This is a genomic window from Paraburkholderia sp. RL18-101-BIB-B (assembly GCF_046026985.1).
Taxonomy (GTDB): Bacteria; Pseudomonadota; Gammaproteobacteria; order Burkholderiales; family Burkholderiaceae; genus Paraburkholderia.
The window spans coordinates 42,217-64,103 of sequence record NZ_JARESV010000037.1; the positions used below are offsets into that span (position 1 = coordinate 42,217).

Annotated in this window: 21 protein-coding genes; 9 read left to right on the forward strand and 12 right to left on the reverse strand. The window is 59.8% G+C overall.

Going from position 1 to position 21,887, the window contains the following annotated elements; genetic code table 11:
* The first annotated feature begins 15 nt into the window (after nucleotides 1–15).
* Nucleotides 16–720 carry an SRPBCC family protein gene (locus P0D73_RS34180; protein WP_408289168.1) on the forward strand — a complete coding sequence of 235 codons (705 nt, stop codon included), beginning with the start codon at nucleotides 16–18 and terminating at the stop codon, nucleotides 718–720.
* Nucleotides 717–1,898, forward strand: a complete 1,182-nt coding sequence (locus P0D73_RS34185; RefSeq protein WP_408318261.1) for an oxamate carbamoyltransferase subunit AllG family protein — start codon at nucleotides 717–719, stop codon at nucleotides 1,896–1,898. Before P0D73_RS34180 ends, P0D73_RS34185 begins: the two co-directional genes overlap by 4 nt.
* Before the next feature lie 146 nt (nucleotides 1,899–2,044).
* Here P0D73_RS34185 and P0D73_RS34190 read toward each other — a convergent pair whose 3' ends face one another.
* Complete coding sequence (locus tag P0D73_RS34190; protein ID WP_408318260.1) at nucleotides 2,045–2,590, reverse strand: MarR family winged helix-turn-helix transcriptional regulator; 546 nt, start codon at nucleotides 2,588–2,590, stop codon at nucleotides 2,045–2,047.
* Nucleotides 2,591–2,598: 8 nt separating this feature from the next.
* Entirely contained in the window at nucleotides 2,599–3,249 is a 651-nt protein-coding gene (locus P0D73_RS34195) for a DUF1989 domain-containing protein (RefSeq protein WP_408179628.1), read from the reverse strand.
* A gap of 288 nt (nucleotides 3,250–3,537) precedes the next feature.
* Here P0D73_RS34195 and P0D73_RS34200 point away from each other — a divergent pair, with 288 nt between their 5' ends.
* The 4 genes from P0D73_RS34200 to P0D73_RS34215 are packed head-to-tail and all read left to right on the forward strand — an operon-like array spanning nucleotide 3,538 to nucleotide 6,736.
* On the forward strand, nucleotides 3,538–4,572 hold the full coding sequence (locus P0D73_RS34200; protein ID WP_408318258.1) for a transporter substrate-binding domain-containing protein: 1,035 nt from the start codon (nucleotides 3,538–3,540) through the stop codon (nucleotides 4,570–4,572).
* Between the two features lie 21 nt (nucleotides 4,573–4,593).
* Nucleotides 4,594–5,238, forward strand: coding sequence for an amino acid ABC transporter permease (locus P0D73_RS34205; RefSeq protein ID WP_408179627.1), 645 nt, complete (start codon nucleotides 4,594–4,596; stop codon nucleotides 5,236–5,238).
* On the forward strand, nucleotides 5,235–5,894 hold the full coding sequence (locus P0D73_RS34210; RefSeq protein ID WP_408318256.1) for an amino acid ABC transporter permease: 660 nt from the start codon (nucleotides 5,235–5,237) through the stop codon (nucleotides 5,892–5,894). The genes P0D73_RS34205 and P0D73_RS34210 overlap by 4 nt, the downstream gene beginning before the upstream one ends.
* A gap of 20 nt (nucleotides 5,895–5,914) precedes the next feature.
* Nucleotides 5,915–6,736, forward strand: a complete 822-nt coding sequence (locus tag P0D73_RS34215) for an amino acid ABC transporter ATP-binding protein (RefSeq protein WP_408289298.1) — start codon at nucleotides 5,915–5,917, stop codon at nucleotides 6,734–6,736.
* 789 nt (nucleotides 6,737–7,525) lie between these two features.
* Here the strand turns inward: P0D73_RS34215 and P0D73_RS34220 are convergent.
* Nucleotides 7,526–7,846, reverse strand: coding sequence for a DUF4148 domain-containing protein (locus P0D73_RS34220; RefSeq protein WP_408318254.1), 321 nt, complete (start codon nucleotides 7,844–7,846; stop codon nucleotides 7,526–7,528).
* 871 nt (nucleotides 7,847–8,717) lie between these two features.
* Here P0D73_RS34220 and P0D73_RS34225 point away from each other — a divergent pair.
* Nucleotides 8,718–8,969, forward strand: coding sequence for a transposase (locus P0D73_RS34225; RefSeq protein ID WP_408434862.1), 252 nt, complete (start codon nucleotides 8,718–8,720; stop codon nucleotides 8,967–8,969).
* 251 nt (nucleotides 8,970–9,220) lie between these two features.
* On the opposite strand, the gene P0D73_RS34230 is transcribed toward P0D73_RS34225, so the two are convergent.
* From P0D73_RS34230 to P0D73_RS34265, 8 genes are all read right to left on the reverse strand, one after another.
* Nucleotides 9,221–10,438 (reverse strand): ABC transporter substrate-binding protein, encoded by a 1,218-nt coding sequence (locus P0D73_RS34230; protein ID WP_408318252.1) that lies wholly within the window; start codon nucleotides 10,436–10,438, stop codon nucleotides 9,221–9,223.
* A gap of 40 nt (nucleotides 10,439–10,478) precedes the next feature.
* Nucleotides 10,479–11,549, reverse strand: a complete 1,071-nt coding sequence (locus tag P0D73_RS34235; RefSeq protein WP_408434858.1) for a porin — start codon at nucleotides 11,547–11,549, stop codon at nucleotides 10,479–10,481.
* 308 nt (nucleotides 11,550–11,857) lie between these two features.
* Entirely contained in the window at nucleotides 11,858–13,573 is a 1,716-nt protein-coding gene (locus tag P0D73_RS34240) for a hydantoinase B/oxoprolinase family protein (protein WP_408318248.1), read from the reverse strand.
* A 7-nt stretch (nucleotides 13,574–13,580) separates the two neighbouring features.
* Complete coding sequence (locus P0D73_RS34245) at nucleotides 13,581–15,656, reverse strand: hydantoinase/oxoprolinase family protein (RefSeq protein WP_408318246.1); 2,076 nt, start codon at nucleotides 15,654–15,656, stop codon at nucleotides 13,581–13,583.
* 281 nt (nucleotides 15,657–15,937) lie between these two features.
* Nucleotides 15,938–16,654, reverse strand: a complete 717-nt coding sequence (locus P0D73_RS34250) for an ABC transporter ATP-binding protein (protein ID WP_408318244.1) — start codon at nucleotides 16,652–16,654, stop codon at nucleotides 15,938–15,940.
* Nucleotides 16,651–17,421 (reverse strand): ABC transporter ATP-binding protein, encoded by a 771-nt coding sequence (locus tag P0D73_RS34255; RefSeq protein WP_408318242.1) that lies wholly within the window; start codon nucleotides 17,419–17,421, stop codon nucleotides 16,651–16,653. Before P0D73_RS34255 ends, P0D73_RS34250 begins: the two co-directional genes overlap by 4 nt.
* Nucleotides 17,418–18,455: a branched-chain amino acid ABC transporter permease gene (locus P0D73_RS34260; protein WP_408318240.1), complete on the reverse strand. Its 1,038-nt coding sequence runs from the start codon at nucleotides 18,453–18,455 to the stop codon at nucleotides 17,418–17,420. The genes P0D73_RS34255 and P0D73_RS34260 overlap by 4 nt, the downstream gene beginning before the upstream one ends.
* Nucleotides 18,452–19,342: a branched-chain amino acid ABC transporter permease gene (locus P0D73_RS34265; RefSeq protein ID WP_408318238.1), complete on the reverse strand. Its 891-nt coding sequence runs from the start codon at nucleotides 19,340–19,342 to the stop codon at nucleotides 18,452–18,454. The genes P0D73_RS34260 and P0D73_RS34265 overlap by 4 nt, the downstream gene beginning before the upstream one ends.
* Nucleotides 19,343–19,752: 410 nt before the next feature.
* Here P0D73_RS34265 and P0D73_RS34270 point away from each other — a divergent pair, with 410 nt between their 5' ends.
* The gene (locus P0D73_RS34270; RefSeq protein WP_408318236.1) at nucleotides 19,753–20,727 is read left to right on the forward strand and encodes an NAD-dependent epimerase/dehydratase family protein; all 975 of its coding nucleotides are present in this window, start codon (nucleotides 19,753–19,755) and stop codon (nucleotides 20,725–20,727) included.
* 63 nt (nucleotides 20,728–20,790) lie between these two features.
* Here P0D73_RS34270 and P0D73_RS34275 read toward each other — a convergent pair whose 3' ends face one another.
* A complete protein-coding gene (locus P0D73_RS34275; protein ID WP_408318234.1) occupies nucleotides 20,791–21,096 on the reverse strand; it encodes a MafI2 family immunity protein in 306 nt (101 codons plus the stop codon).
* 88 nt (nucleotides 21,097–21,184) lie between these two features.
* Here P0D73_RS34275 and P0D73_RS34280 point away from each other — a divergent pair, with 88 nt between their 5' ends.
* Nucleotides 21,185–21,784 carry a MarR family winged helix-turn-helix transcriptional regulator gene (locus P0D73_RS34280; RefSeq protein WP_408318232.1) on the forward strand — a complete coding sequence of 200 codons (600 nt, stop codon included), beginning with the start codon at nucleotides 21,185–21,187 and terminating at the stop codon, nucleotides 21,782–21,784.
* Nucleotides 21,785–21,887: the final 103 nt, after the last annotated feature.

The following is a 21,887-nucleotide window of genomic DNA, read 5'->3' on the forward strand; positions in this document are numbered from 1 at the left end:
GAGACCGGACCACGAATGGAAATTGAGCAAAACTTTACAGTGCCCTACCCACGCGATGTCGTATGGGCCTGTTTCCGCGATACGCCTGGGATCGTAGCGTGTCTGCCCGGGGCGTCGCTGACCGCGCCACCGGACGACGGCCGGCTGAAGCTCGCGATGACCGTCAAACTCGGGCCAATCGTGGCAAGCTTTGCCGGCGACGGCGAAATGAAGCTGGACGATACAGCCTGGCGTGGCAGCGTTATTGGCGGCGGCGTGGACCGCAAGAGCGCGTCGCGCGTGAAGGGGGAAGCGTCGTTCTCACTCGACGACCCGACGCCTCGCGAGACGCGCGTCGACGTGAAGGTGGACTACGCGATCGCCGGCAGCCTTGCCCAGTTCTCGCGTGGCGGCATCGTAAAGGAACTCGCCACACGGATGACCGAAGCCTTCGCTGCGAACCTCAAGGCCCGGCTGGATCTCTCGGCTTCGCAAGTCGCAGCTACGACCACCGCGCCTGTTGCCGAGCCGGAACTGGCAACCGTTTCAGCCCCCGACCCGGTGACGACGCCAGCCGCAACAGTTCCACCCGTTTTGCAGCCTACGGATGTCATACCAGCCCATACGGCTAACCCGGCTACGCAGCCGTCCGCTAATGCCCCGCTCAACCTCGGCAACATGTTCTGGAAAATCCTGTGGTCGCGTGTTTGCGGTCTGTTCGGCTTCGGAGCCCGCAGATGACATCCCCGGTCCAGGATGCCGCGCTTCAGCGCCTGCAAGCGGTTCGTCCTCAATGGCGCGCTGTGCGCTTCGCACGCAATGCCGTTGGGCTGCCCGAGTTCACGCTGCTGCATGCAGGCCCTCCGTATGAAGACCCATGCAGGCCACCCCCGCCGGTGCTGTCGTCGGCGGTGTTGTGCTGTCTGTATGAAGGCTGGGCGGCAAGCGAGCAGGATGCCGAACGCCTGATCGCCACCGGCCGCGTGAACCTTGTCAGCGCCCAATCCTATGGCGTGGTTACGCCGCTCGCAGCCGTGATTTCGGGCAGCACGGCGCTTGTCGAAGCCGGCGATCCGACTGGCGCCGCCTGGTCGCTGCTGGGCAGCGGCGCGGGGCCGCAACTGCGCTTCGGCTCACGCGACCCCGCGATTCTCGACCGCATGAAATGGCGCGACTCGGTTCTCGCGCCGGCACTCGACACAGCGCTGCGCGGCGAACCCGTCGATCTCCTCGCGCTCGCCCGGCACGGCCTCGACAACGGCGACGATCTGCACGCCCGCACGACCGCCGCAAGCGCAGCGCTCTACGACGTGTTGTCCGCACGACTCACCGATTCGTCGATCCATACGATGTTGCAGCAGACGCCGCTGTTCTTCCTCACGCTGTGGATGGCCGCGTGTCGCCTGATGACGTCGGCTGCCGCGCGAAATGCGGATCCGGCATCGACGCTCGTCGTCTCGCTCGCGGGAAACGGCATCGACGTCGGGATTCAACTGGCGGGCCGCCCGTCGCTCTGGCACACCGCCGCTGCTGCTGCGCCGGCAGGGCCGGCCATCAATCTCGCGCTCAAGGTCGCTGCCGCTCCTTTGACCGGAGACAGCGGCGTCATCGATATAGCCGGTTTTGGAGCGCAGGCGCTCGCGCTCGCGCCTGAACCGGCGGGTGCCTTCGCCGCGTGGCTGCCGCCCGAATGGCAACGCGAGCAAGCCCAACTGTACGCGGGTTCCCACCCCTGCTTTACTGATCTCCACTGCGGACTCGATGCCGCGCGAGTCGCCTTACACCGCGTCGCGCCGCTCGCTGCGATCGCAATGATCGGCGCCGATGGCCGTGCCGGTCTGCTAGGCCGCGGTCTCTTCGCTGCTCCGCAGAGTCTGTTTGCGTCGGCCGTTCAATCTCTCGAAACGCGATGCTCGTGAGCTGTTCCGAGACCGCCTTTGGCAACGACTTCCCGACCAGAATCGCCTCTGGGCTGTCAGTCGCAGAGCCGAGGCCCGGATCGATGGCGCCTGGCAAATCCTCACTGTCGCACGCACGATCCACGCTTCGCCAAAAGGCAGAAATGTCAGTCGTCGTCGCTTTTCTTCGCGGCGCCACCGACCGGTGTTCGGCTCAGATCGTTATTGGTCTCGACGAGCAACGTCAGAAAGGTCATGAAGCGCTTGCGATCCTCGGGCGGCAGCGCGGCGAGCGTCCGCTCGTGAGCCCGCGCGACGCCCGTCTCGAGCCGCGCCAGCAGCGCCCGTCCAATCTCCGTCAGCTCCGCCACCTTCTTGCGTTTATCCGTCTTCGACACGCGCCGCTGAATGAAACGCCGCTCGACAAGCCGCCCGATCACGTCGGCGGTATTGGCGCGATCGAGACCGACGGCGCGCGACAAAGCAATCTGTTCGGACGGCCCTATCTGCTCCAGCGCAGTGAGGATGCTGTATTGCACTGGCGTAATACCCTCTGGCGCGCACTCTTCGACGAATAACGCGACATGGATCTGATGCAGCCGGCGGATCAGGAAGCCTGGGCGTGCATCCAGCGCGGTATGACGCCAGTCCTTGGACGCGCTATCGCTCGCGCCTGCCCTGTCGGGTTTTGCTTTATTCGGACTCGCCACCATGACCTGCCTTATTTTGCCTGCGGAGGGTTATCTGACGGGGCGCGCGACACCGTGACCTCGACAGGCGTGGGTCGGAAGCCCGACGAGGGATTGTTCTGTTGCGGGCAGTTCGACAACACAGCAATAACGGGCATCTCCGCGCGCAACACCACGTAGTCGCCTGCTTTCGACGGGCTTGGCGCAATCTCGACCTCGCCCTGCTGGCCGAACGTCACACGCATGAAGAAGTTGATGTTCGAGACGATCTCCGACGGCCCCAGAGACCACTTCGCCAGTTCCTGCGCGAAGTTGCTGCGGCAACTCAGCTTGTTATGCACGCCGTAGCGGAGGAAGTCCATCTCGTGGCTGCAACATCCCGCGAGCGTGTCGTGAAAACCGCAGGTGTCGTCGAGCACCGAAAACATCTTGCGCGCGCGATCGGAATAGATCGTGGTGCCCTTGGTCACATACAACGAGCGATTGAGTTTTACCGTGTTCGGAACGTTGAGCCGGTCGAGTGGCAACTCGCCGGAGTAGCAGAGAAAGTCGACCGCCTGCTGCCCCTCCAGATCGACGATACGCAACTGATCGCCCGTCTCCAGCCGCATCGACCAGCGGCCGCCCGGTTCGATGATTTCACGATAAGCCGGTTCTTGTAACGTAAGATCGCCGCCTTTCATTTGGTCAAGCCTCCATGCTTCTTATCAAATTGCTCAACGGGAAGTTGATTCGTCAGTATGCATCGTATCAGTACAAAAACAGAAATTCTCTTCTTTCTCGTCTCTGTCCGTCACGCACGTTTTTTGTGCGCCGTCTGCTTTATCGCGCAACGGCGCCAAAGCCTCTGCATTGACTCAAATGAGTGCATTTCGTCCATTCTGTGGGGCTTAAGTCTTTTGTTGGTGCGCAGATTGCCCTCTATCGACGCATGTATGCGCTCGCCTCGACGCTCACATCGGCAAGGCGCGGTGTTCGTCGAACTGGCATGTGAATTGCATCGGAGATGCGCAACTTGTCAGTGTGCATACGAATTTTCGATTGCGCATGAACGAGACGGCCTTTCGGCCACCAAAGCGCACGCTTCGCGCGCCATCGAGTCATTACAGCCAAGAGGGGTATTCATGTCGTCTCTCACCATCCAAAGTGCCGCAACGGACAAGACTTTCCGCACCGGCTTCAGGCGGCTCGCGCTGTCGTCTCTGCGTTCGCTGTTCGCTATTGCCGCCTTTGCGGGCGCTGCGCACATCGCATCGGCTGCCAGCGTCGACGAGATCAAATCGCGCGGCTATATCTCGGTCGCGACCGAAGACGATTTCAAGCCATTCGAATTCGTCGATAACGGTGCCCCCACCGGCTATGACAACGAGATGCTCGCGCTAGTGAAGAAGAAGCTTCCGGTACAGGTGAAGCAGCAGATCATGCCGTGGTCGGGCATCCTGCCGGGCGTAACGACAGGCAAGTACGACATGGCTGTCACTGCGGTTCTAGTCACGCCGGAGCGCAAAGGTACCTTTGATTTCACCGCGCCGCTGGCGGAATCGACGACGTTTTTTGCGACCAAGAAGGGATCGCCCATTAAGTCCGCCGACGACCTGATCGGCAAGGTGATCGGCGTGCAGACCGGCAGCGCAATGCTGGCCGACGTGAAAGCATTTGACGAGCAACTGAAGAAAACCCACGGCGGCAACGGCCTCAAGCAGATTGTCGAATATCAGTCGTATCCGGAGACCTATCAGGATCTCGCGCTCGGGCGGCTCGACGCCGTCGCCAATACGCAGATCAATCTCAACTCACTAATCAGGACGCGGCCGGACACATTCGTAATCGGTCAAAAGATCGGCAGCCCAGTGTATATCGCATGGGCGGTCAAGAAGGGCGACACGGCTGCGCTGCAGATGGTCAACAGCGTGCTCCTCGACCTGCGCAAGAGTGGTGAGATGTACCAGGTTCAGAAGAAGTGGTTCGGCGCCAGCTTTGAATCGATGCCGCAGTCCATCAACTGACCTCGCAGGCGAGCCCGCTTAATGACCGCTTACGATTACTGGAGCATCACGCAGGGTGCACTCGCGACCATTTCGCTGTCGCTCATCAGCATCGTGCTCGGCGTTCCGCTCGGGCTCGCACTGGCGCTGATTCGCTGGGCGAAAGTGCCGGTGCTCGACCGCTTCGTGTACTCCTACGTCAGCGTCATCCGGTCGTGTCCGACCGTGACGTTGACCTTGCTGGTGTTCTTCGCGTTGCCCCAGCTCGGACTATCGCTCGATCCGCTGCCCGCCGCGATTGTCGCGTTGACTATCAGCACGTCGGCCTTCAACTGCGAGATATGGCGCAGCGCGCTCGTCGAATTTCCGCGAGATCAATACGATGCAGCGCTGTCGTTCGCGATGCCGCGTTTCACCCGCATACGGCGCATCGTGATGCCACAGGTTTGCCGCGCGAGTCTGCCCGGTCTCGTGAACGAAATGACGCTGCAGATCAAGTCGACGCCCGCGGTGGCAGTGATCGGCATTGTCGAGATTACGCGCGCTGCGTTGCGTGTCGGCTCGAACACGTATGAGCCGCTGCCTCCGTTCATCTTCGCGCTCGCGCTCTACGGCCTGATCGTGTTCGCGCTCATCAAGCTGCAACGCGCGGTCGAGAAACGTCTTCGCTCCGGAGGCATGATTTGATCAACAACTTCCTGATCATCTGGCAGCAGCGCGACATCGCGCTGGCTGGCCTGCTCAACACGGTGATCCTTCTAGTCATATCCGGCGTGGCGTCGCTCGTACTGGGCGCGCTACTTACGCCGTTGCTCATGTCGGAGAACAAGGCGGTCAGCCGCGCGGCCGCCGCCTACGTCGATGCCATGCGTTGCGCGCCATTTCTGCTGTTTGTCTACCTGATCTACTTCGGCTTGCCGACGCTCGGCATCAGAATGTCGAACTGGTCGGCTGGCGCAGTCGCGCTGATTCTCTACAACACGGCTTACATGGGCGAGTTGCTTCGCGGCGCCTGGCTCGAACTTCCGGCATCGTTGATCGAGTCGGGCAAGGCGTTCGGATTTCGCGGTCTCACCCTGTTACGACGGATCATTCTGCCGCCGGTCATGCTGCGCGCGATGCCCCTGGTCGGCAACCAGTTGATCCAGATCGTCAAGGACAGTGCGTTTCTGACCGTCATCGCCGTCGGCGAACTGACCCATGAAATGACGGGCATTCAGGCCACCTACTTCATTCCGTTCGCTGCGTTCGTCGCGGCGGTCCTCCTTTACTGGTGTCTCTGCCTTGCAATCGAAGCCGGCACCGGGATGCTGAACAAATTCGCCGAGGAGCGTCGAGCGTGACCCCGACCTTGCCTTTGACAATGCCTGCAACAGAAACGGAAAATTTGCCCCCCGTCGATACATCGCCGAACGTCCTTAGGCTCGTCGGCATCTCCAAGTCGTTTGGCGATAACCACGTTCTGCGAGACGTGTCTTTGCAGGTCGCGCAGGGCGAGACCGTTTGCCTGCTAGGACCGTCCGGATGCGGCAAGTCGACGCTGCTGCGCTGTATCAACTGGCTCGAAGTGCCCGACGCAGGCAGCGTGCATGTATCCGGCCAACGGATGGGCGTGCGCGACAATACCCGTATCAGGATGAGCGATGCGGATCTGGCGAAAATGCGTGCCAAAATCGGCATGGTCTTTCAGCATTTTGCTTTGTGGCCGCACCTGAGCGTCATCGAAAACGTGATGGAGGCACCGCTGCACGTGCTCAAACGCGACCGCGCGACCGTGCGCGAGGAAGCGATCGAACTGCTTACCCGCGTCGGCCTTGCCGACAAGCACGACCAGTTTCCCTCACGCCTTTCCGGGGGGCAGAAGCAACGGGTCGGCATTGCCCGCGCTCTTGCGATGAAACCGGACGTACTGCTGTTCGACGAACCGACCAGCGCGCTCGATCCGATGCTGGTTGGGGAAGTGCTGAGCGTGATGAGGTCGCTTGCCAACGAAGGGGCGACGATGGTGATCGTCACGCACGAAATGGAATTCGCGCGACAGGTAGCCGATCGTATCGTGTTCATGGACGGCGGCCAGGTTGTCGAAACGGCGACGCCAGCCAAATTTTTCGGCTCACCGGAATCGCTGCGCGCAAGGCAGTTTCTCGCTCGATTTCATGGGCATGGCGGCAACACTTCGGTTTGAGGTCGAGACGGACTTTTAATCCCGAGCTTGCGCGCGACGGGAAATGGCGTGCGCCGGTTATACCAGGTAGGAAGAGTTGGGGCACGATGAGCCACGGTCACGATCGAACCAAGGCATGGGCACCGCGACATGCAGCGGATTCGAGGGATCGGCTACAGAGCGGCTAAGACGCGGCGGTCCCGCATGTGCGGTAGTGCCCCGCTCGATCAATCTCATGCCGGACATTACTTTAGGCTTACCTGGACTCGCTTTGAAGGCGCCTTTTGAGCGGTAAAACCGCGACTAAAGGTTCCGGCAGAATCGACTGTTAGTTGCATTTTCGTCATACCCAAACAGTCATCCAACCCGGACTGTTCCCGATTGCGAATGCCATCGATAAGCTCGTAGGGCCAATTGTTAGCGACGTGCGACAGACCTGTCGCTCCGACAGCCCACGAGACCCGCGTCGCAATCTCCGGCTGGCGCTCCTGGGCGCCCTGCTCTCACACTGCACGCTCGTCAAGGACGACGAGCTCGTGCGCGGCCTTGATGAGACGAGCGGATTTGCCTGAGCCAAGAGCTCTAGCGGCGTGTCGTGCGTACTGCGTGCTTCAATCAGGTACGCCAGCGGATTGCGCAAATCCGCCAGGAGTTTTCGTGGTTTGGGAAGAATTAAAATAAAACCGGCTCGCTATCGAGATGACTCCCAGTTGCGAGCCGGTTGCATGAATGTCGGTGCACAGCGGAACCGCGCTCCAAGGACTGTGTTGCTGGGTGGACTGCGCAGCAGCGGCCCGCCCAACTCTTCGATCATTGACCAAAAAATACAGAGCGCGGGCCAGTGGAGTCTGCCTCGGCTTTGTAGGCATGAACACCCGACGTCGACGAGCCGCTTACTACGCCGCCGTAGGTTGCCGAACCGTTCTGTTCAGCGATACGTGCTTCGGCGGCCTGGATGTTCTGCGGGTAATCGGAGCTATTTGCCCGCGCCGGGTCATAGCCAGCCTTCTCGAGCTGGGCCAGTTGAGCGCGGACCTCGGCGCGCGTAACGGGTTGATTCACTTGTGCAAACGACACGGCCGGAGCGGCAAGAACGAATGCAACAGCGATGGCATTGATGAGCGATTTCATGATTTGAACCTCAGCGATCATTTCAAGTGTTGCTACAGACACACCGGTCTGCAACTCATCAAAGCAGTCTACGAGCCGTATTTATCAGGGTAAATACCTAATTGATGAAAGCACTGTTGCGGGAATCGAAACAGTAGTCGAAACGGTTGCCGCATGGCCGCGCCAACCCGCCAAGCTAACGGATTTGAAGTGTATGGCGTGTCAGTTGTTTTCCAGACTAGCGCGGCTGAAAGGTAACGCTGTGGCAGGCATCTCACCCGGCGCTCACGGACTGAAGATGATTGCGGGGCACCGACGCCCGTGGCTCCGCCGCAGGATGTTTTGCGCAGTGTGACGATACGACACCGCCTTGCGCGAGGCTCGTTGGCTCTCTGAATTCGTCGCCGGCGACAACGAAGAAGGTTCGGCAACTTGGAATGCGCATGCTTGCTGACACACTTGTAGACTGCTTTCTCCTGCGTGCAACGTTTGACAAGAACGCTCCAGCCGGGCCTCAAGGGGCTTCTCTCGGAGCCGGCGCGAAGTGGGGAGTTCGTTCATTGTTCGCAGCGGGGGCATTTCGCCGGGCGGTGAGCGGTGGGTGCCATTACGGGCCGCCGTCTTCCTGCCGATATGCGTGCATTCGGGGTTGATCCGGCGACGCGCCTAGAAGAGCTCACTCATGCATACCAGGGGGCCAGTTGTTTTTTTGGTGAGTACGCCAAGCTTCGCACCGTGGGTCGCGCCGCTGCGTCTGAGTGAATGGGTGTATGTACGAAGCGCCCGCTCGCCGAACTGACGCGGCGCTAGTCTATCGATCGCGCTGTACGCATCCCGTGATCAACTTCAAGCAGCGGCTCACCGCACTCGACGACCGGGGCGTCGCCTTCCGCTGGAGGGAACATCGGGCAGCGGTCGCACGCACCAGAAGACGATCACGCGAGAGCCGCAGGAGTTCATGCGGCGCTTCCCGCTGCATCTGCTGCCGGCCAGCTTCCATCGCTTCCGTCACTCCGGTCTGCTGGCCAATGCGGTGCGTCAGGCAACCTGGCGACGATACGGGACGTCGCTACGCGCACCGGCTGCGAGTCGCAAGCGATGGCCGAGAAACTCCGCCGTTCATGAGAGCACTTCACTCCCCTAGCCGCACAAGACTCCCGCCTCTCGGACCACTTCGCGGGCCCTCCCTCGAGCGCGTCCCGCCCGCCAGCGCGCGTTGTCGTGTACTCCTTAGGCCGCAAACAAGGGCGGGTGTCGAATAACGCGTAACAATTCGAACCGGTCTAACTATTTCGCGCACGGCGGCGTGCTCGCCATATATCACGTGATGTCTCGCCGAGATTTCCGGTCAAGCTCCCCTGTCGATCTCCGTTCCGCCCATCACGAGCGGCGGCGCTACTTCGCTCGCGCCACGCGTTTTTCCAACTCAGGCGACGGGATGCGTGCCAGTTCGATCACTTTGCCGTTGCGTATCTGCGTAATGATGACGGGCAGCAGCATCTCCTGCGGCGCCCCGTAGGTGGACGCTCCGCCGAACGCGGCCGGTCCGTAGCTTGACTCGAAGGTGATCTTCGGCAGCGTCTGAGCAACGACGCGCGGATCGATGCTCCCCGACTTCTCCATTCCTGCCTTGAGCGCCATCACAGCTTCCCACGCCGACATGCCGGCAATATCGAGCGGCTCGTGCATCGCCGGCTCGAACGCTGCGGCCACTTGACGCTGCACCGGCGTCGCGTTGGGTCCGGCAAAGTCGGCGCCCAGCCCCATATAAAGGTTTTCAACCGCTTTGCCGCCGGTGCGAATCACCGCATCGGACACCGTACCCGCAGACGCGATGCGAACACCATTCCACCCTTGATCCGCGATCGCGCGATAGAGCACACCAATGTCACCAGGCGGCGCACCTAGTGTATCGATCGCGTCCGGTTTGGTTTGCACGACCTTGGTTGCCACCGGTTGAAACTCGGTAGTGCCGCGCTCGTATTTCACGTAAGTGAGAACCTGAATGCCCAGCGCCTTGAGATGCGGCATGGCGGATGCCACTGCCTCTTCGTCGGCAGCGTCATTCGGGCTGATCAGCGCGATCGTTTTGATCGACGGATTCTGTTTCTTGACAAGTGTATAGAGCGGCCCCAGAAACTCGGTCGGCGTGTTCGTGATCGTGAAGGTTAGTGGATATTTCGGACCCTTGATCGAATTGGACCAGCTCACGGTAAACATGAGAATACCGGCGCGCTCTGACATACTCTGCGTCGCCGCGACGGCCTGCGTCGACATGCCGAATACGACATAGCGGATGCCGTCCCGATTGAACATCGTCTGGGCGACTTTGACCCCGTCGGCCGCCGTGTACTTGTTGTCGTACGCCGTCACCGCATAGTGATAGATCTTCCCGTTGACATTGACGCCACCATGGTCGTTCACATATTTGACGGCCACTTGCGCGACCCACTCCGCACTCATGCCCCAACTCGCTCCAGCACCCGACATCGGCACCGTCATTCCAAGGTGGATCACGTCGTCCGCTAACGCGGGCATGACGAACGTCGCGTTGATCGCCCACGCCGCGCATGCGGCGGCCAGCGTCCGACGTACAAACGAATAGTTATGCATCGTCCCCCCTGTAGCCCCACCGCGCAGGCGTGTCGGCCAGCTAGAACGTGTGCCGGATGCCAACCATGCCGCCGGTTTGGGACGCGCCGAAAGACGTGTTGAAACCGGCTCCGTCAATGCCAACGTTACTGCCTTTCGTGTTCCAGATCTTCGAGACCTGCGCGTAGAAGTCCGTGGTCTTGGAGACGAAGTAGTCCGCGAGGATCACGCCGCTTGTCGGGCCGTTGTGCAAATTGCGGATCTGCATGTGGTACCCGCCCGCGGACAGCGAAAACGCCGGCGTGAAGCGATAGAACAGACCCGACCAGTAAAGGTTCGAGCTTTGCGCCGACGCGCCGTTCTGCCCATTCAGCCAGCGATACCCCAGATAGCCTGTAAGACTGCCATACTTATAGGACGCACCGGCCACCACGCGCTGCAGCGCATTGCTTTGTGTGGCAATCGACGTGCCCTGCTGCTGATCGAACACGACACCGGCGCTAATCGGCAGCGAACCCTGATACATGGCCATCAGTTCCCATTCACGCCCGACCTTGCTTGCGCCGGGGACCTGCGCGCCGTTCACGATCGTTGAATCGAAGCCCGTGCTGTACATGCCGCCCAACGTAAAGCCAGCACGATTGATCGTGTAACGCACCGAGTTGTCCATTCGCGAGGCGAGGAACGAATCCATCGGATACGCCGAATAAAAGGCGAACTGCAAGGGGTCATACGTCCATAGATATTCGTACGCGAGATTCTTTTGCCGGCCCACGGTGACCGTGCCCCACGTTTTGCTGTCCAGGCCGACTACCGACGTACGCCCGAACTCGCGACCGCCCTGCGAAGACTGACCGGTGTTGATGAGGAAGCCGGATTCAAGGGTGAAAATCGCCTTGAGACCGCCACCCAGGTCTTCGACCCCTTTCAGGCCCCATCGATCGCCGAGCAGATTGCCCGCCTGCATCTGGACCTGACTGCTATTGGTCTTGTTACCGGTCGTCGTGGGGACCTGATTCTTGTATTCGATGCCGACGTCGAGCAAGCCGTACAGCGTCACCGACGATTGCGCGCTAGCTATTCCGGACACGGCGCCAAACGCCAGCGCGACGCAGATTTTCTTGTTGGTCATGAGAGACCCTTTCAATTCAGTCCAGCTCAGGATGAAGCGCGCATTAGCCAGAGATCAGAAGACCCACGCTCGTCGCGCACTGATTTTTCTCCGAAACTCATCAATCTTTATTTGATAGGTATCCTATTTAATCAAAAGACAAATCGTCCTTCCTGAAACAACTTCTTCGAGATTCATGATGTTCCGCCCTTCTACTCCGAACATCGCCAACCTTTCCCGGAGAATGACTTTAGTTTAGCCATCTAAGTTTCGTAGCCAATCAGGTGAATCCCTATCGGCTGATGCCCTACTCGCCGCTGTCGCGCTTGTCACCGCACCGATCGGCGCGCGGCAGTCGCCGTGGCATCGATCGCATGCGTGACAGGATCGATGACGACGCCATAATCCCGCAACGCACCTTCCACCGACACGTAACCGTCGAGTATGTCATCCAGTACCGACTGCGGATCACGTGCATAGGGGTCGCCGTATCCGCTGCCGCCTTGAGACTGATACTGGAATGTCTCACCGGCTTTCAGCTCGAATGCCGCCGAATGCGTAAGCGGTCTCTCATCGTCCGTATCCGGATTGATCGACGAGCGCAGACGCAGGGGACTGCGTCCACCAAATGCACCTTGTGGCTCTCCCGCCTGCATGCGACGGAAGTTGAGCGTGCAGTCTTCCAGTACGCGGTAGCGTTTTCGATAGCCCAAACCGCCCCGAAACTGGCCGGCGCCCGCCGAATCCGCAATTGTTTCGATGCGCTCGACCTGCACCGGATATTCGGTCTCGATGATCTCGACAGGCGTGTACGGCGTGTACTGATGCATCGGATTGACGGCCAGATTGCCATCGTGCGTCGGCGTTCCGCCAAGCGAGGGCGACATCAGTTCATAGGAGACCGCCGGCCTGCCCGAGCGGGCCTGGCGAAAGCCGAGTACTGGCCCCGAGGTGCCAAATCCGCTCGTCGCCACCGCACGTGCGGGATTGAAGCGTGCGAGTGCCATCAGGCACGCGCTGTACAGCATGGCAGTCGATGCAAAATACGATCCGACTGGCGCGGGAAACCTCGCTTCGGTGACCAGGCCGGGCTTACTGACAAGACGAATCGGCCGCAATGCGCCATAGTTAAGCGGAATGGATGGATCCATACTCGTGATGAGCGAGAGTGCCGCCGCGGCAAGTTGCGATTGCGGACGAATGTTTTGCGGGCTTGCCACCTGCGGGCTGCTGCCGGTCACGTCGAATGTGATTGTGTCGGCTTCTTTTCTCACTCTGACGTTAAAGCGTACTGGCGCCTTGAACAGATGACCATCGGCCTCGAAATGGGTTTCACCTGTATATTCTCCGTCCGGCCATTCGAGCAGACCGCGCCTCACGCGTCTTTCGGTAACGTCCTGCAACTCCTGAAACGCCGCGCGGATCGTGTCCACCCCGTAACTCTCACACAGCGCCCTCACCTTCTCCGCACCGACGCGTGTGCAACCAACCTGTGCCTGCAAATCGCCGCGCAACGCATCGGGTTGCCGGCTATTGCGCATCAACAATCGAACGACGTCTTCGATTGGCCCATCTGCCGTCGCATAGCGGACCGCGGGAATCAGAAAGCCTTCGTGATACAACTCGCGCGACGCGCCCGATGCAGAACCGGGCACCATGCCGCCAATATCGCTTTTGTGCGCGATACTCGCCGCAAAGCCGAGCACGTCGCCGTCGAAAAAGATCGGTGTGACGATTGCAATATCGGAAGCATGGAACGAGCCTCCCAGATACGGATCGTTGGCGATGAAGCTGTCGCCCTCATGCATCGTATCCAGCGGGTATTGTTCGAGAATGGCGCGCAACGTGAACTGATAGGGCATCAGGTGGACTTGCGAGCCTGAGAATACCGCGCAGCCGTCGCGGTCTGTAATCACCGCGCTGCCGTCTTTCGACTCGCGCAAAATCGTCGAGTAGCCGCCGTGAAACAGCAGATGTTCCATTGTCGACACGATTTCGCGCAGCCGGTTGTTCAGAACTTCGAGCGTGACAGGATTCACAATCATGATCGCCTCACACCTCCACAGTGATGATCAGCGTGCCGAAGCGCACGACTTCGGCCTTCTGTCGCGGCAGCAGCACCGTAGTCGAATCGAGTTGTTCGATGATCGCCGGTCCTTCGATCACATCACCGCGCCGCAAGCGCTCGCGGTGATACACCGGCGTGTCGATATAGTCGTCGAACTCCTCAAAGCGGGCGCGCCTCGTGCCCACGCGCGCGGCATCCGTGGAGCCCTCTCCTTGCGGCACATCGGGTAAGGTCAGATGAGGGACCGCACTCACGGACACCAGCCGCAAGTTCACGACCTCCGGCGTTTCGTGCGGCGCGGAAATCGCGTATACGCGCAGATGGGCCTCGTCGAATGCACGCCGCACCGTTTCCTTATCTGCATCGAGGAACGGCGGCGCCACGCATGGAATCGTCAGTTCATAGCCCTGATACGGATAGCGCAAGTCCATCTGATAATGCAGTTCCACTTCATCGGACGTGAAACCTTCCGCGTACGCTTCGTCAAGCGCCCGTTCGCGGAGCTCGCCGAACAGCTGATTGATCGTGGCCACGGAGAGCGCTGGTAACGGCGCGGGATGACTGCGCAGGTAGAAATGCTTGACGTCCGTTTGCAGTAGCCCCATCGCGCAACTAATGCCGGGATGCGGCGGCACGATCACGCGTGGAATGCCGACGTTTCGCGCCACGCGCGCTGCGTGTACCGGCCCCGCACCGCCGAATGCCACGAGCGCGAAGGTCCGGTGATCGAGCCCGCGCTCGGCAAACGCAAGGCGCGTATCGACTTCCGTGTTCACATTGACAATCGCGATGATGCCAAGCGCCGCCTCTTCGACGCTCAACCCCAGCGGCTCGGCAATGCGCTTGCGAATCGCTTCGCGCGCAAGGTTCGCGTCGAGCTTGACCTTGCCGCCCACAAGCGCATGCGGTTCAAGATAGCCGAGCACGAGATTGGCATCGGTCACGGTGGGCAACTCGCCGCCGCGGCCGTAACACGCGGGACCCGGCGCGGCGCCTGCCGATTGCGGCCCCGCCTTGAGCAATCCGTCCGGACCGATACGCGCGATTGTGCCGCCGCCCGCGCCCAGCGTGTTGATGTGAATCATCGGCGTGCCGACGTCCTGGTGGTTGATGCTGCCGTCGCGATTTTCCTGGTATTCGCCGCCCACCAGCACGGCGATATCCGTACTGGTGCCACCCATATCGAACGTGACAACATTCGGCTCACCCACGGCCAGGCCGAGTTGTGCACTGAATACCACCCCCGCCGCCGGGCCGGACAGTAACGTCTGGTTTGGATAGTTCGCGGCCATGTCGACACGCATCAGGCCGCCGTTCGACTGCATGATGAAACGTTGCTGTGTCGTAAGATTCAGCTCTTTCAGGCCCGTCGACAGCCGGCGCAGATAGTTCTCGATTACCGGACCAACATAAGCGTCCACCACGGTCGTCGACATACGCTGGTATTCGCGTATCACGGGCAGAATGACGCTCGACAGCGACACGCGGCACCCAGGAAATTCCTCACGAATGATCTGCGCCGTGCGCGCTTCGTGAGCATCGTTCATGAACGAGAAGAGGTACGCCACAGCAATTGCCGACACCCCCCGCTCTCTCAATCGACGCACCGCCGCGCGCACGCCGAGTTCGTCCAGCGGTTCCAGTTCGCTGCCGTCGAAAGCGATCCGTCCGTCGATTTCCTCGATATGGCGCTGACGTACGAGTGGGCCAGGCTTGCGCCAGAATGTATCGATCGCATCCGCACCCACCGGCCGCAATCCACCGCGCAGTTCATATACGGCCCGAAAGCCACGGTTTATCAGCAGCCCCGCCGTCACCCCTTTGTGTTCAAGCAGCGCATTGGTCGCAACCGTAGTGCCATGAGCGAAGAACCGAATCTCGGCCGGTGTCACCGCCGGGAACTCATCCATTAGCGTGGTCAGGGCGTTGAGCACCGCGCGCGAAGGGTCATCCGGGGTCGACGGAACCTTCGTGACATGCAGCGTCTGGCTTGTCACTTCTAGCGCGGCGACGTCCGTAAACGTCCCACCCGTGTCGATTCCGATTATCCAGTTAGACATTCAACACTCCGATGTACTGCGCTCGCGTATTGCTCCCACGAGGCAGCCGGAAAACCACATTCACCCCTGACAATCCGGGCCGCTTCCGTTTTCACTCCAACTCAACTTAGATACCTAACAATATAACGCACAGTCCCACTTTCAACCAGGTAGAACCCTTGCGACGGAAAATATGGCAAGCTGCACGCTGATACGCAAGCGCACAACCGCACGAGCGAATGGGCAAGTGCAAAAGGCCACATGCTTTACGCATGCGGCTCCAGAACTGCGGGATGCGCGGACTAGAGTCCCAGGTAGGCGCGGCGAACGTTCTCGTCGTCGGCGAGCGCCTTCGACCGCCCGTGCAGATGGATATACCCGTTTTCCACGACGTAGGCCTCATCCGAATGCTTAAGCGCCAGCGACGCGTTCTGCTCGACCAGTAGCACGTCGATGCCGTCTTCGCTGACCGAACGAATGATGTTGAGAATGCGTTGAACGATGACCGGAGCAAGGCCCACCGAAGGCTCGTCCATCATCAACAGACGAGGTGCTGCCATCAACGCGCGCCCGAAGGCGACCATCTGTTGCTGGCCGCCGCTCAGCATCGAGGCCTTTGCATTGAGCCTGGTCGTCAGATCGGGAAAGTACTCGAGCACCTGATCGAGCGTGCGCTTGATGGCCACCTTGTCGGTCCTGAGCCACGCACCAATCTTCAGGTTCTCGAGTACCGTCATTGAGTGGAAGAGTCTTCGGCCTTCCGGTACGAGTACGATGCCACGCTGTGTAATCTGATCGGGCTTCAAACCGGTGATGTCTTCGCCGTAGTAGCGCACTCGCCCTTTCGCAACCGGCAGCATGCCGGTGATGCCTTTCATGATGGTCGTCTTGCCGGCGCCATTCGAACCGATCAAGGTGGTCAGCGTGCCATGCTTGACCGCAAAGTCGACGCCGAACACGACGCACACCTTACCGTAGCGGATCTCGAGTCCCTCGACGGCCAGACACTCGCTGCTCATGCATCGTCTCCCAAATAGGCCTTGATCACTTCAGGGTTGGTGCGAATCTCCGCCGGTGTTCCCGAGGCGAGCAGTTGCCCATAGTTGAGCACCATGATCCGGTGCGAAATCCCCATCACCGAACGCATGTTGTGATCGACAAGAATGATCGTCGTGCCGTACTCGGCCTGAATGCGCTTGATGATGTCGATCGCGAAGTTGCTTTCGGTGGAGTTCAATCCGGTGAGCGGCTCGTCAAGGCCGAGCAGAACCGGCCGTGCGGCAAATGCGATCGCAATGCTCAGCATGCGCTGGCGGCCGTGAGGAAGCGTGCCGGCTGTTTGATCGAGAAGCGTCTCTAGTCCCAGCAATTCCGCAGTCTCGAGTACGCGCCGTTTTCGTGACGCGTGATCACGCAGGCTTTGCATCGTGCCGACAAGGATGTTGTCGTAGACGCTCATCGTGCGAAGCAGACTGCTGTGCTGAAACGTACGACCGAAACCGCGACGGCTGATCTTGGTGGCGCGAAGCTTCGTCACATCTTCGCCGCGAAAATAGATGCGGCCGCGCGAAGCTCGCGTGTGCCCGCTAATCACGTTGAATGTCGTGCTCTTTCCTGCGCCGTTCGGACCAATCAGTCCAAGCACTTCGCCTTCTCGAACCTGAAAACTCAGATTGTTCAGCGCCTTGACGCCGCCATACTGCCGGCTAATGCCGTCTGCGACGAGCAGCGGTTCGCTGCTTGAGTTGACCGATGAGTTGGCCGACGAGGTAGCGGGTGTACTCATTGCTTTGACACCTCCGTGCGGCTCCCCACACGCTGTTCCGAGCCGCGAAGCGACGAACGCCATCCAGTCCGCCAGAACGAACCTTCGACTATCCAGCGCCAGACACCCAGCAACCCGTCGGGCAAGACCAACATGCTTGCAGCGATTGCTCCACCGAACACAATCTCTTCCCATTCACTATGACCCTGCAAGGCCTGATCGAGACATGTCAGGATTGCCGCGCCGATCACCGTGCCAATGATGTGACTCTGCCCGCCGATCATGATGTACGCGAGCAGGAACACCGCGACGGAGAACTGGAAGTCCGGCGGGCTGATGATCGCATTCGTAAACGCGGTCAGCGAACCGACGAAACCGACCGCCACCGAAGCAAGTACAAGACAGACCACTTTGACTCGAATGATATCGACACCGACCGACGCCACGATCGAATCGTTGTCGCGAATCGCCTGAAACAGCCTGCCGAGTGGCGAGCGTTCGCAGAGATAGAGAATCAGCATCCATACGCTGCACACACTCAACACCAGTGCGGGCAACCAGCCTTCCATGTAGGGCGGCAGATAGATCCCGACCATGCCCGCATTGCCGCCTACGTAGTCCCACTTCGTATAGATCAGCCCCATCAATGCGGTGAAGGAGAAGCCTATCAGCATGAAATAAGGGCCTTTGACGCGCAGGCATACAACGCCGAACAGGCAACTCGTCACGCCGGCCACCGCGCTACCCAGCAGGATCGCCGCGATAAACGGCCAGCCGAAGTTGACCGTGGCGATTGCCGTGGCGTATGCGCTCAAGCCCATGAACGCTGCGGTTGCAACGTTTTTCTCGCCGATCAGCAGAACAAAGCGCAAGCAGACCGCCGCCAGCGAATTCAGTGCGATCCACATCACCATGCTCTGACCGTAGCGATTTTCCGCAAAGATCGAATAGGCGAGTAGCGCGATGAAGATTGCGGCAACCAACACTCGGCCGACGCGCGGCGTCTTCCTGACCGATTGCCCCGTGAGTGCCACGCTTCCTTTTTCCGTGTTCATACGATCTTCACCGCTTGGCCCATGAATCCGCGCGGACGCAGGAGTAGGAAAATGATCACCAGGATGTTCGACACGATCGCCGCACTGGTGAGGTCAAAGTAATAGCCACCGAAACTCTCAATGGCCGCGATAAGAAAACTGGCGAGAATCGCACCTGGAATACTGCCCAGGCCGCCGACGATAATGATGATGAACGCCTTGACGAGATAGTCGTCACTGATCGTCGGTGTCGTCGAGACCAGCGGAGCGATGAGACCTCCGGCGACTGCCGCGAGGATGGAACCCAGCGCGAACCCGTAGCACGAAATCCGGCGATAGCGGATGCCTTGTAGCATGGCCGCCTCGTAATCGTCCGAGATGGCGCGCAGCGCATTACCCAGACGGGAGCGCTGCACGAACGCGTTGAGCGCGAGCGTGACTCCAATCGCCACGCCGAAGATCAGCAATCGCTGTGCATTGACCACGCCACCTAGCACGGTGATATCGCCTGATACAAGCCGTGGTGTGACGCGTGGCGCACCGCCGAACAACGCGAGCAGGATGCCTTGCCCCATGAACAGGAAGCCCAGCGATAAGGTGAACGACCCGAGCAGGTCGCGCGTGAATTTGTAGAAACCGCCCCAGTACAGCGCCATGGAAAGCACTGCGATGAAAACGATTGAACCGACGAAAGAAGCGACATACGCGGCCCAAACGGGCCAGCCGAAGGCGTTCGTCAATGTCGGTAGCGCACTCGAAATCAGCAACGCCGTAGCGGCAAAGAACTGACCGTGCGCGAAATTGATGATCTTCATCGTGCCGAAGATCAGCGTGAGTCCAAGTGAAAACAGCACATACACCGAACCGATTTCCAGCGTATTGAACAGCAATTGAATGAACAAGCCCATGTCCGCGGTCCTTTGTTCGGTTCGTGTGAAGGTCAGACTTGCAGCAGCATCGGGGACGCCGAACAACAGATCGGGAAAACGTTCACGTGAGCCTCCTCGGTGTGAATCGCCGTCTCATGGACCATTGCATGTTTCCCTATGCGATCCCTGTCTCATGGTGTCGAGCTTTCTTATGCATTTAATATTCGATGTCTAAGATTATGCCAGGGGTACAGTGAAGTCAAGACGAGTGGACGCCCGCGTAAACGCGAAGTGCGACGACGCACAGAGGGTCAAGCGAGTGTGCTGCGATGCGATAAAACAGGCGTCAATTGACAAAGCATGTTCTTTTGTTAGACTGCTAATCGTTTCATCCAAGCGGCTGCGTTCGAGACTCAACAACGCGCTTCGACCACAAGCAAGGAGACACTATGTCCAGATATCTGGTGATCGGCGGCAACGGGGTGATCGGTCACTTTGTCACTCGTGCACTGGTGGAAGCCGGGCATCGCCCCGTTGTGATGTCGCGAAGCGGTAACACTGAACTGATCAGCGACATCGCAGCTTCGTGTGATCTGCTGACTGGCGACGCGTCCGCTGCCGACAGCGTCGACGCCGCGATCAGCGCCCACGGCATCACGCATATCGCGCATCTCGGCGCAACCCTCACGAGCGTGACGGAGAATACGCCCGCGCTCGGTATGCAGTTCAACGTTGGCGGCGCTGCCAACGTATTGGAAGCAGCAAGAAAGCACGGCGTCAAACGCGTAGTGATGGCGAGCAGCAAAGCCGCTTATTCACCCATCAGCGGAGAATTCGCCCATCCGACCTATCGGCCCATGCCGGAGACTGCGCCCACCGAACCCGCTACCGTGTACGGTATCTCGAAGCTGGCGGGCGAATTGCTCGGCCGCTGGTTTCGCGATCGCCACGGGGTTGAATTCGCCGCGCTGCGCTTTGGCTCGACGATCGGACCAGGCAAGATCTCCCGTCATGGTGGCGCGCACAGCAGGTACAGCGTGATTATGGAAAATCCAATGGCGGGGTTGCCGGCTGAGATTCCCAAAGGCGGCGACGCGGTGTGCGACGCACTATTCAACGGCGAGGTAGCGCGCGGCATTATTGCGGCACTCGACGCTCCCCGCCTCAATCACTCGGTGTACAACATCGCAACCGGGACCGGCTTTACGCTGAAGCAGTTTGGTGCGGCCGTCAAACGGCGCTTCCCAGACGCAGAGATATCCATCGGACCGGGTACCGATACCGGATCAATGAATTGCATTCTGGACGTAAGCCGCGCGAAAGAAGATTTGGGTTTCGTAGCCGACCATGATGTTGACCGGATCGTCGACGGCTACATTGCTACCATGCGTCGGCTCAATCTGCAGGCGCCCGCGCCTCACTGAAGCAGTCTGCGGTTCGCAACGGGCGCCGCTCACCGGCGGCGCCGGTGGAACGTACCAGTTGCGTCACTCCTCCTGTTCGAACATGGCCAGTACGACGATGGGCAGCAGTTGCTCCGCGTAAGGTCTAGGGGCGTCCACCCTGATCAGCGTCGAGTCGACGCGATAGTCCCCCATCGATTGTTCCACCTGGCGCTCAATACCCGCGATGGTTTCCTTTTCAGCCGCGCCTGCCTCACCGTCATGCACGAACTGAAGCGTCACCTGGCGCTGCGCCAGATCCGCTGAGATAGAACGGATCTTTTCCGGCAGCGGCCAACTGAGCGCGCGGTTGACACTGCCGATCAACTGGCGATGTTCTTCGTTGGTCATGATACCCTCAGGAAAATAGAATTAGATCGCTAATAATGTAGCGTCGCACTACATCCCCTGTCAATTGCCGATTCCGAGGCCTGCGGCAGTGCGCGAACCGTTTGGCGGGTTGGCAGGCTGCCGTGTATCCTTAATCAACAAACAACCTTCCTGGATTGCGATGGCGACCCAACATAACGAAAAACCGGCGCTACCGATGCCGCGCAACTGGCGCGACGCCGTACCGAACGATCGGCTCGGGCACCTGGTCAAGGACGCGGCGCGCGCCATGGCGCGCGGTCTGCAAATTCGCCTGATGGAGCATTCGGTTTCGTATGGTTATTGGCCTTTCTTGCGCATTTTGTGGGAGCGGGAAGGCCTGACTCAGCGCGACCTCGCCGAGCTTGCAGGACTGCGTGAACCAACTGCCTATAACGCGCTGCAGCAAATGGAGAAGCTCGGATACATCACGCGCCGCAAGTTGCCTGGCAACATGCGCAATATCTGCGTTTACCTGACGCCATCGGGAAAGGCGCTTCAGAAGCAACTCATTCCGCTCGCCGAAGATTTGCATGAAGTCGCCGTTCGAGGCATTGCCGACAAGGACCTCGCCATCGTGCGCAAGGCGTTGCAAACCATGGTGCGCAATCTCGAAGAAGACGAACTCGAAGCGAACCGCCTCATGCCGCCTTCGCGCAAGATCGTGTGATGCCCATGACGGGCGATGCGGTTGCAGGAATCGCCGGAAATCGCATGCGCCCAACAAATACTTAGGGATATAATAAAACCGCCTGAAGACCGGCGCTTCGCGC

Coding starts and splice junctions, on each gene's coding strand:
- P0D73_RS34180 (WP_408289168.1), top strand. CDS start 16: ATGGAAATTGAGCAAAACTTTACAGTGCCCTACCCACGCGATGTCGTA.
- P0D73_RS34185 (WP_408318261.1), top strand. CDS start 717: ATGACATCCCCGGTCCAGGATGCCGCGCTTCAGCGCCTGCAAGCGGTT.
- P0D73_RS34190 (WP_408318260.1), bottom strand. CDS start 2,590: ATGGTGGCGAGTCCGAATAAAGCAAAACCCGACAGGGCAGGCGCGAGC.
- P0D73_RS34195 (WP_408179628.1), bottom strand. CDS start 3,249: ATGAAAGGCGGCGATCTTACGTTACAAGAACCGGCTTATCGTGAAATC.
- P0D73_RS34205 (WP_408179627.1), top strand. CDS start 4,594: ATGACCGCTTACGATTACTGGAGCATCACGCAGGGTGCACTCGCGACC.
- P0D73_RS34215 (WP_408289298.1), top strand. CDS start 5,915: ATGCCTGCAACAGAAACGGAAAATTTGCCCCCCGTCGATACATCGCCG.
- P0D73_RS34220 (WP_408318254.1), bottom strand. CDS start 7,846: ATGAAATCGCTCATCAATGCCATCGCTGTTGCATTCGTTCTTGCCGCT.
- P0D73_RS34230 (WP_408318252.1), bottom strand. CDS start 10,438: ATGCATAACTATTCGTTTGTACGTCGGACGCTGGCCGCCGCATGCGCG.
- P0D73_RS34235 (WP_408434858.1), bottom strand. CDS start 11,549: ATGACCAACAAGAAAATCTGCGTCGCGCTGGCGTTTGGCGCCGTGTCC.
- P0D73_RS34240 (WP_408318248.1), bottom strand. CDS start 13,573: ATGATTGTGAATCCTGTCACGCTCGAAGTTCTGAACAACCGGCTGCGC.
- P0D73_RS34245 (WP_408318246.1), bottom strand. CDS start 15,656: ATGTCTAACTGGATAATCGGAATCGACACGGGTGGGACGTTTACGGAC.
- P0D73_RS34250 (WP_408318244.1), bottom strand. CDS start 16,654: ATGAGCAGCGAGTGTCTGGCCGTCGAGGGACTCGAGATCCGCTACGGT.
- P0D73_RS34255 (WP_408318242.1), bottom strand. CDS start 17,421: ATGAGTACACCCGCTACCTCGTCGGCCAACTCATCGGTCAACTCAAGC.
- P0D73_RS34260 (WP_408318240.1), bottom strand. CDS start 18,455: ATGAACACGGAAAAAGGAAGCGTGGCACTCACGGGGCAATCGGTCAGG.
- P0D73_RS34265 (WP_408318238.1), bottom strand. CDS start 19,342: ATGGGCTTGTTCATTCAATTGCTGTTCAATACGCTGGAAATCGGTTCG.
- P0D73_RS34270 (WP_408318236.1), top strand. CDS start 19,753: ATGTCCAGATATCTGGTGATCGGCGGCAACGGGGTGATCGGTCACTTT.
- P0D73_RS34275 (WP_408318234.1), bottom strand. CDS start 21,096: ATGACCAACGAAGAACATCGCCAGTTGATCGGCAGTGTCAACCGCGCG.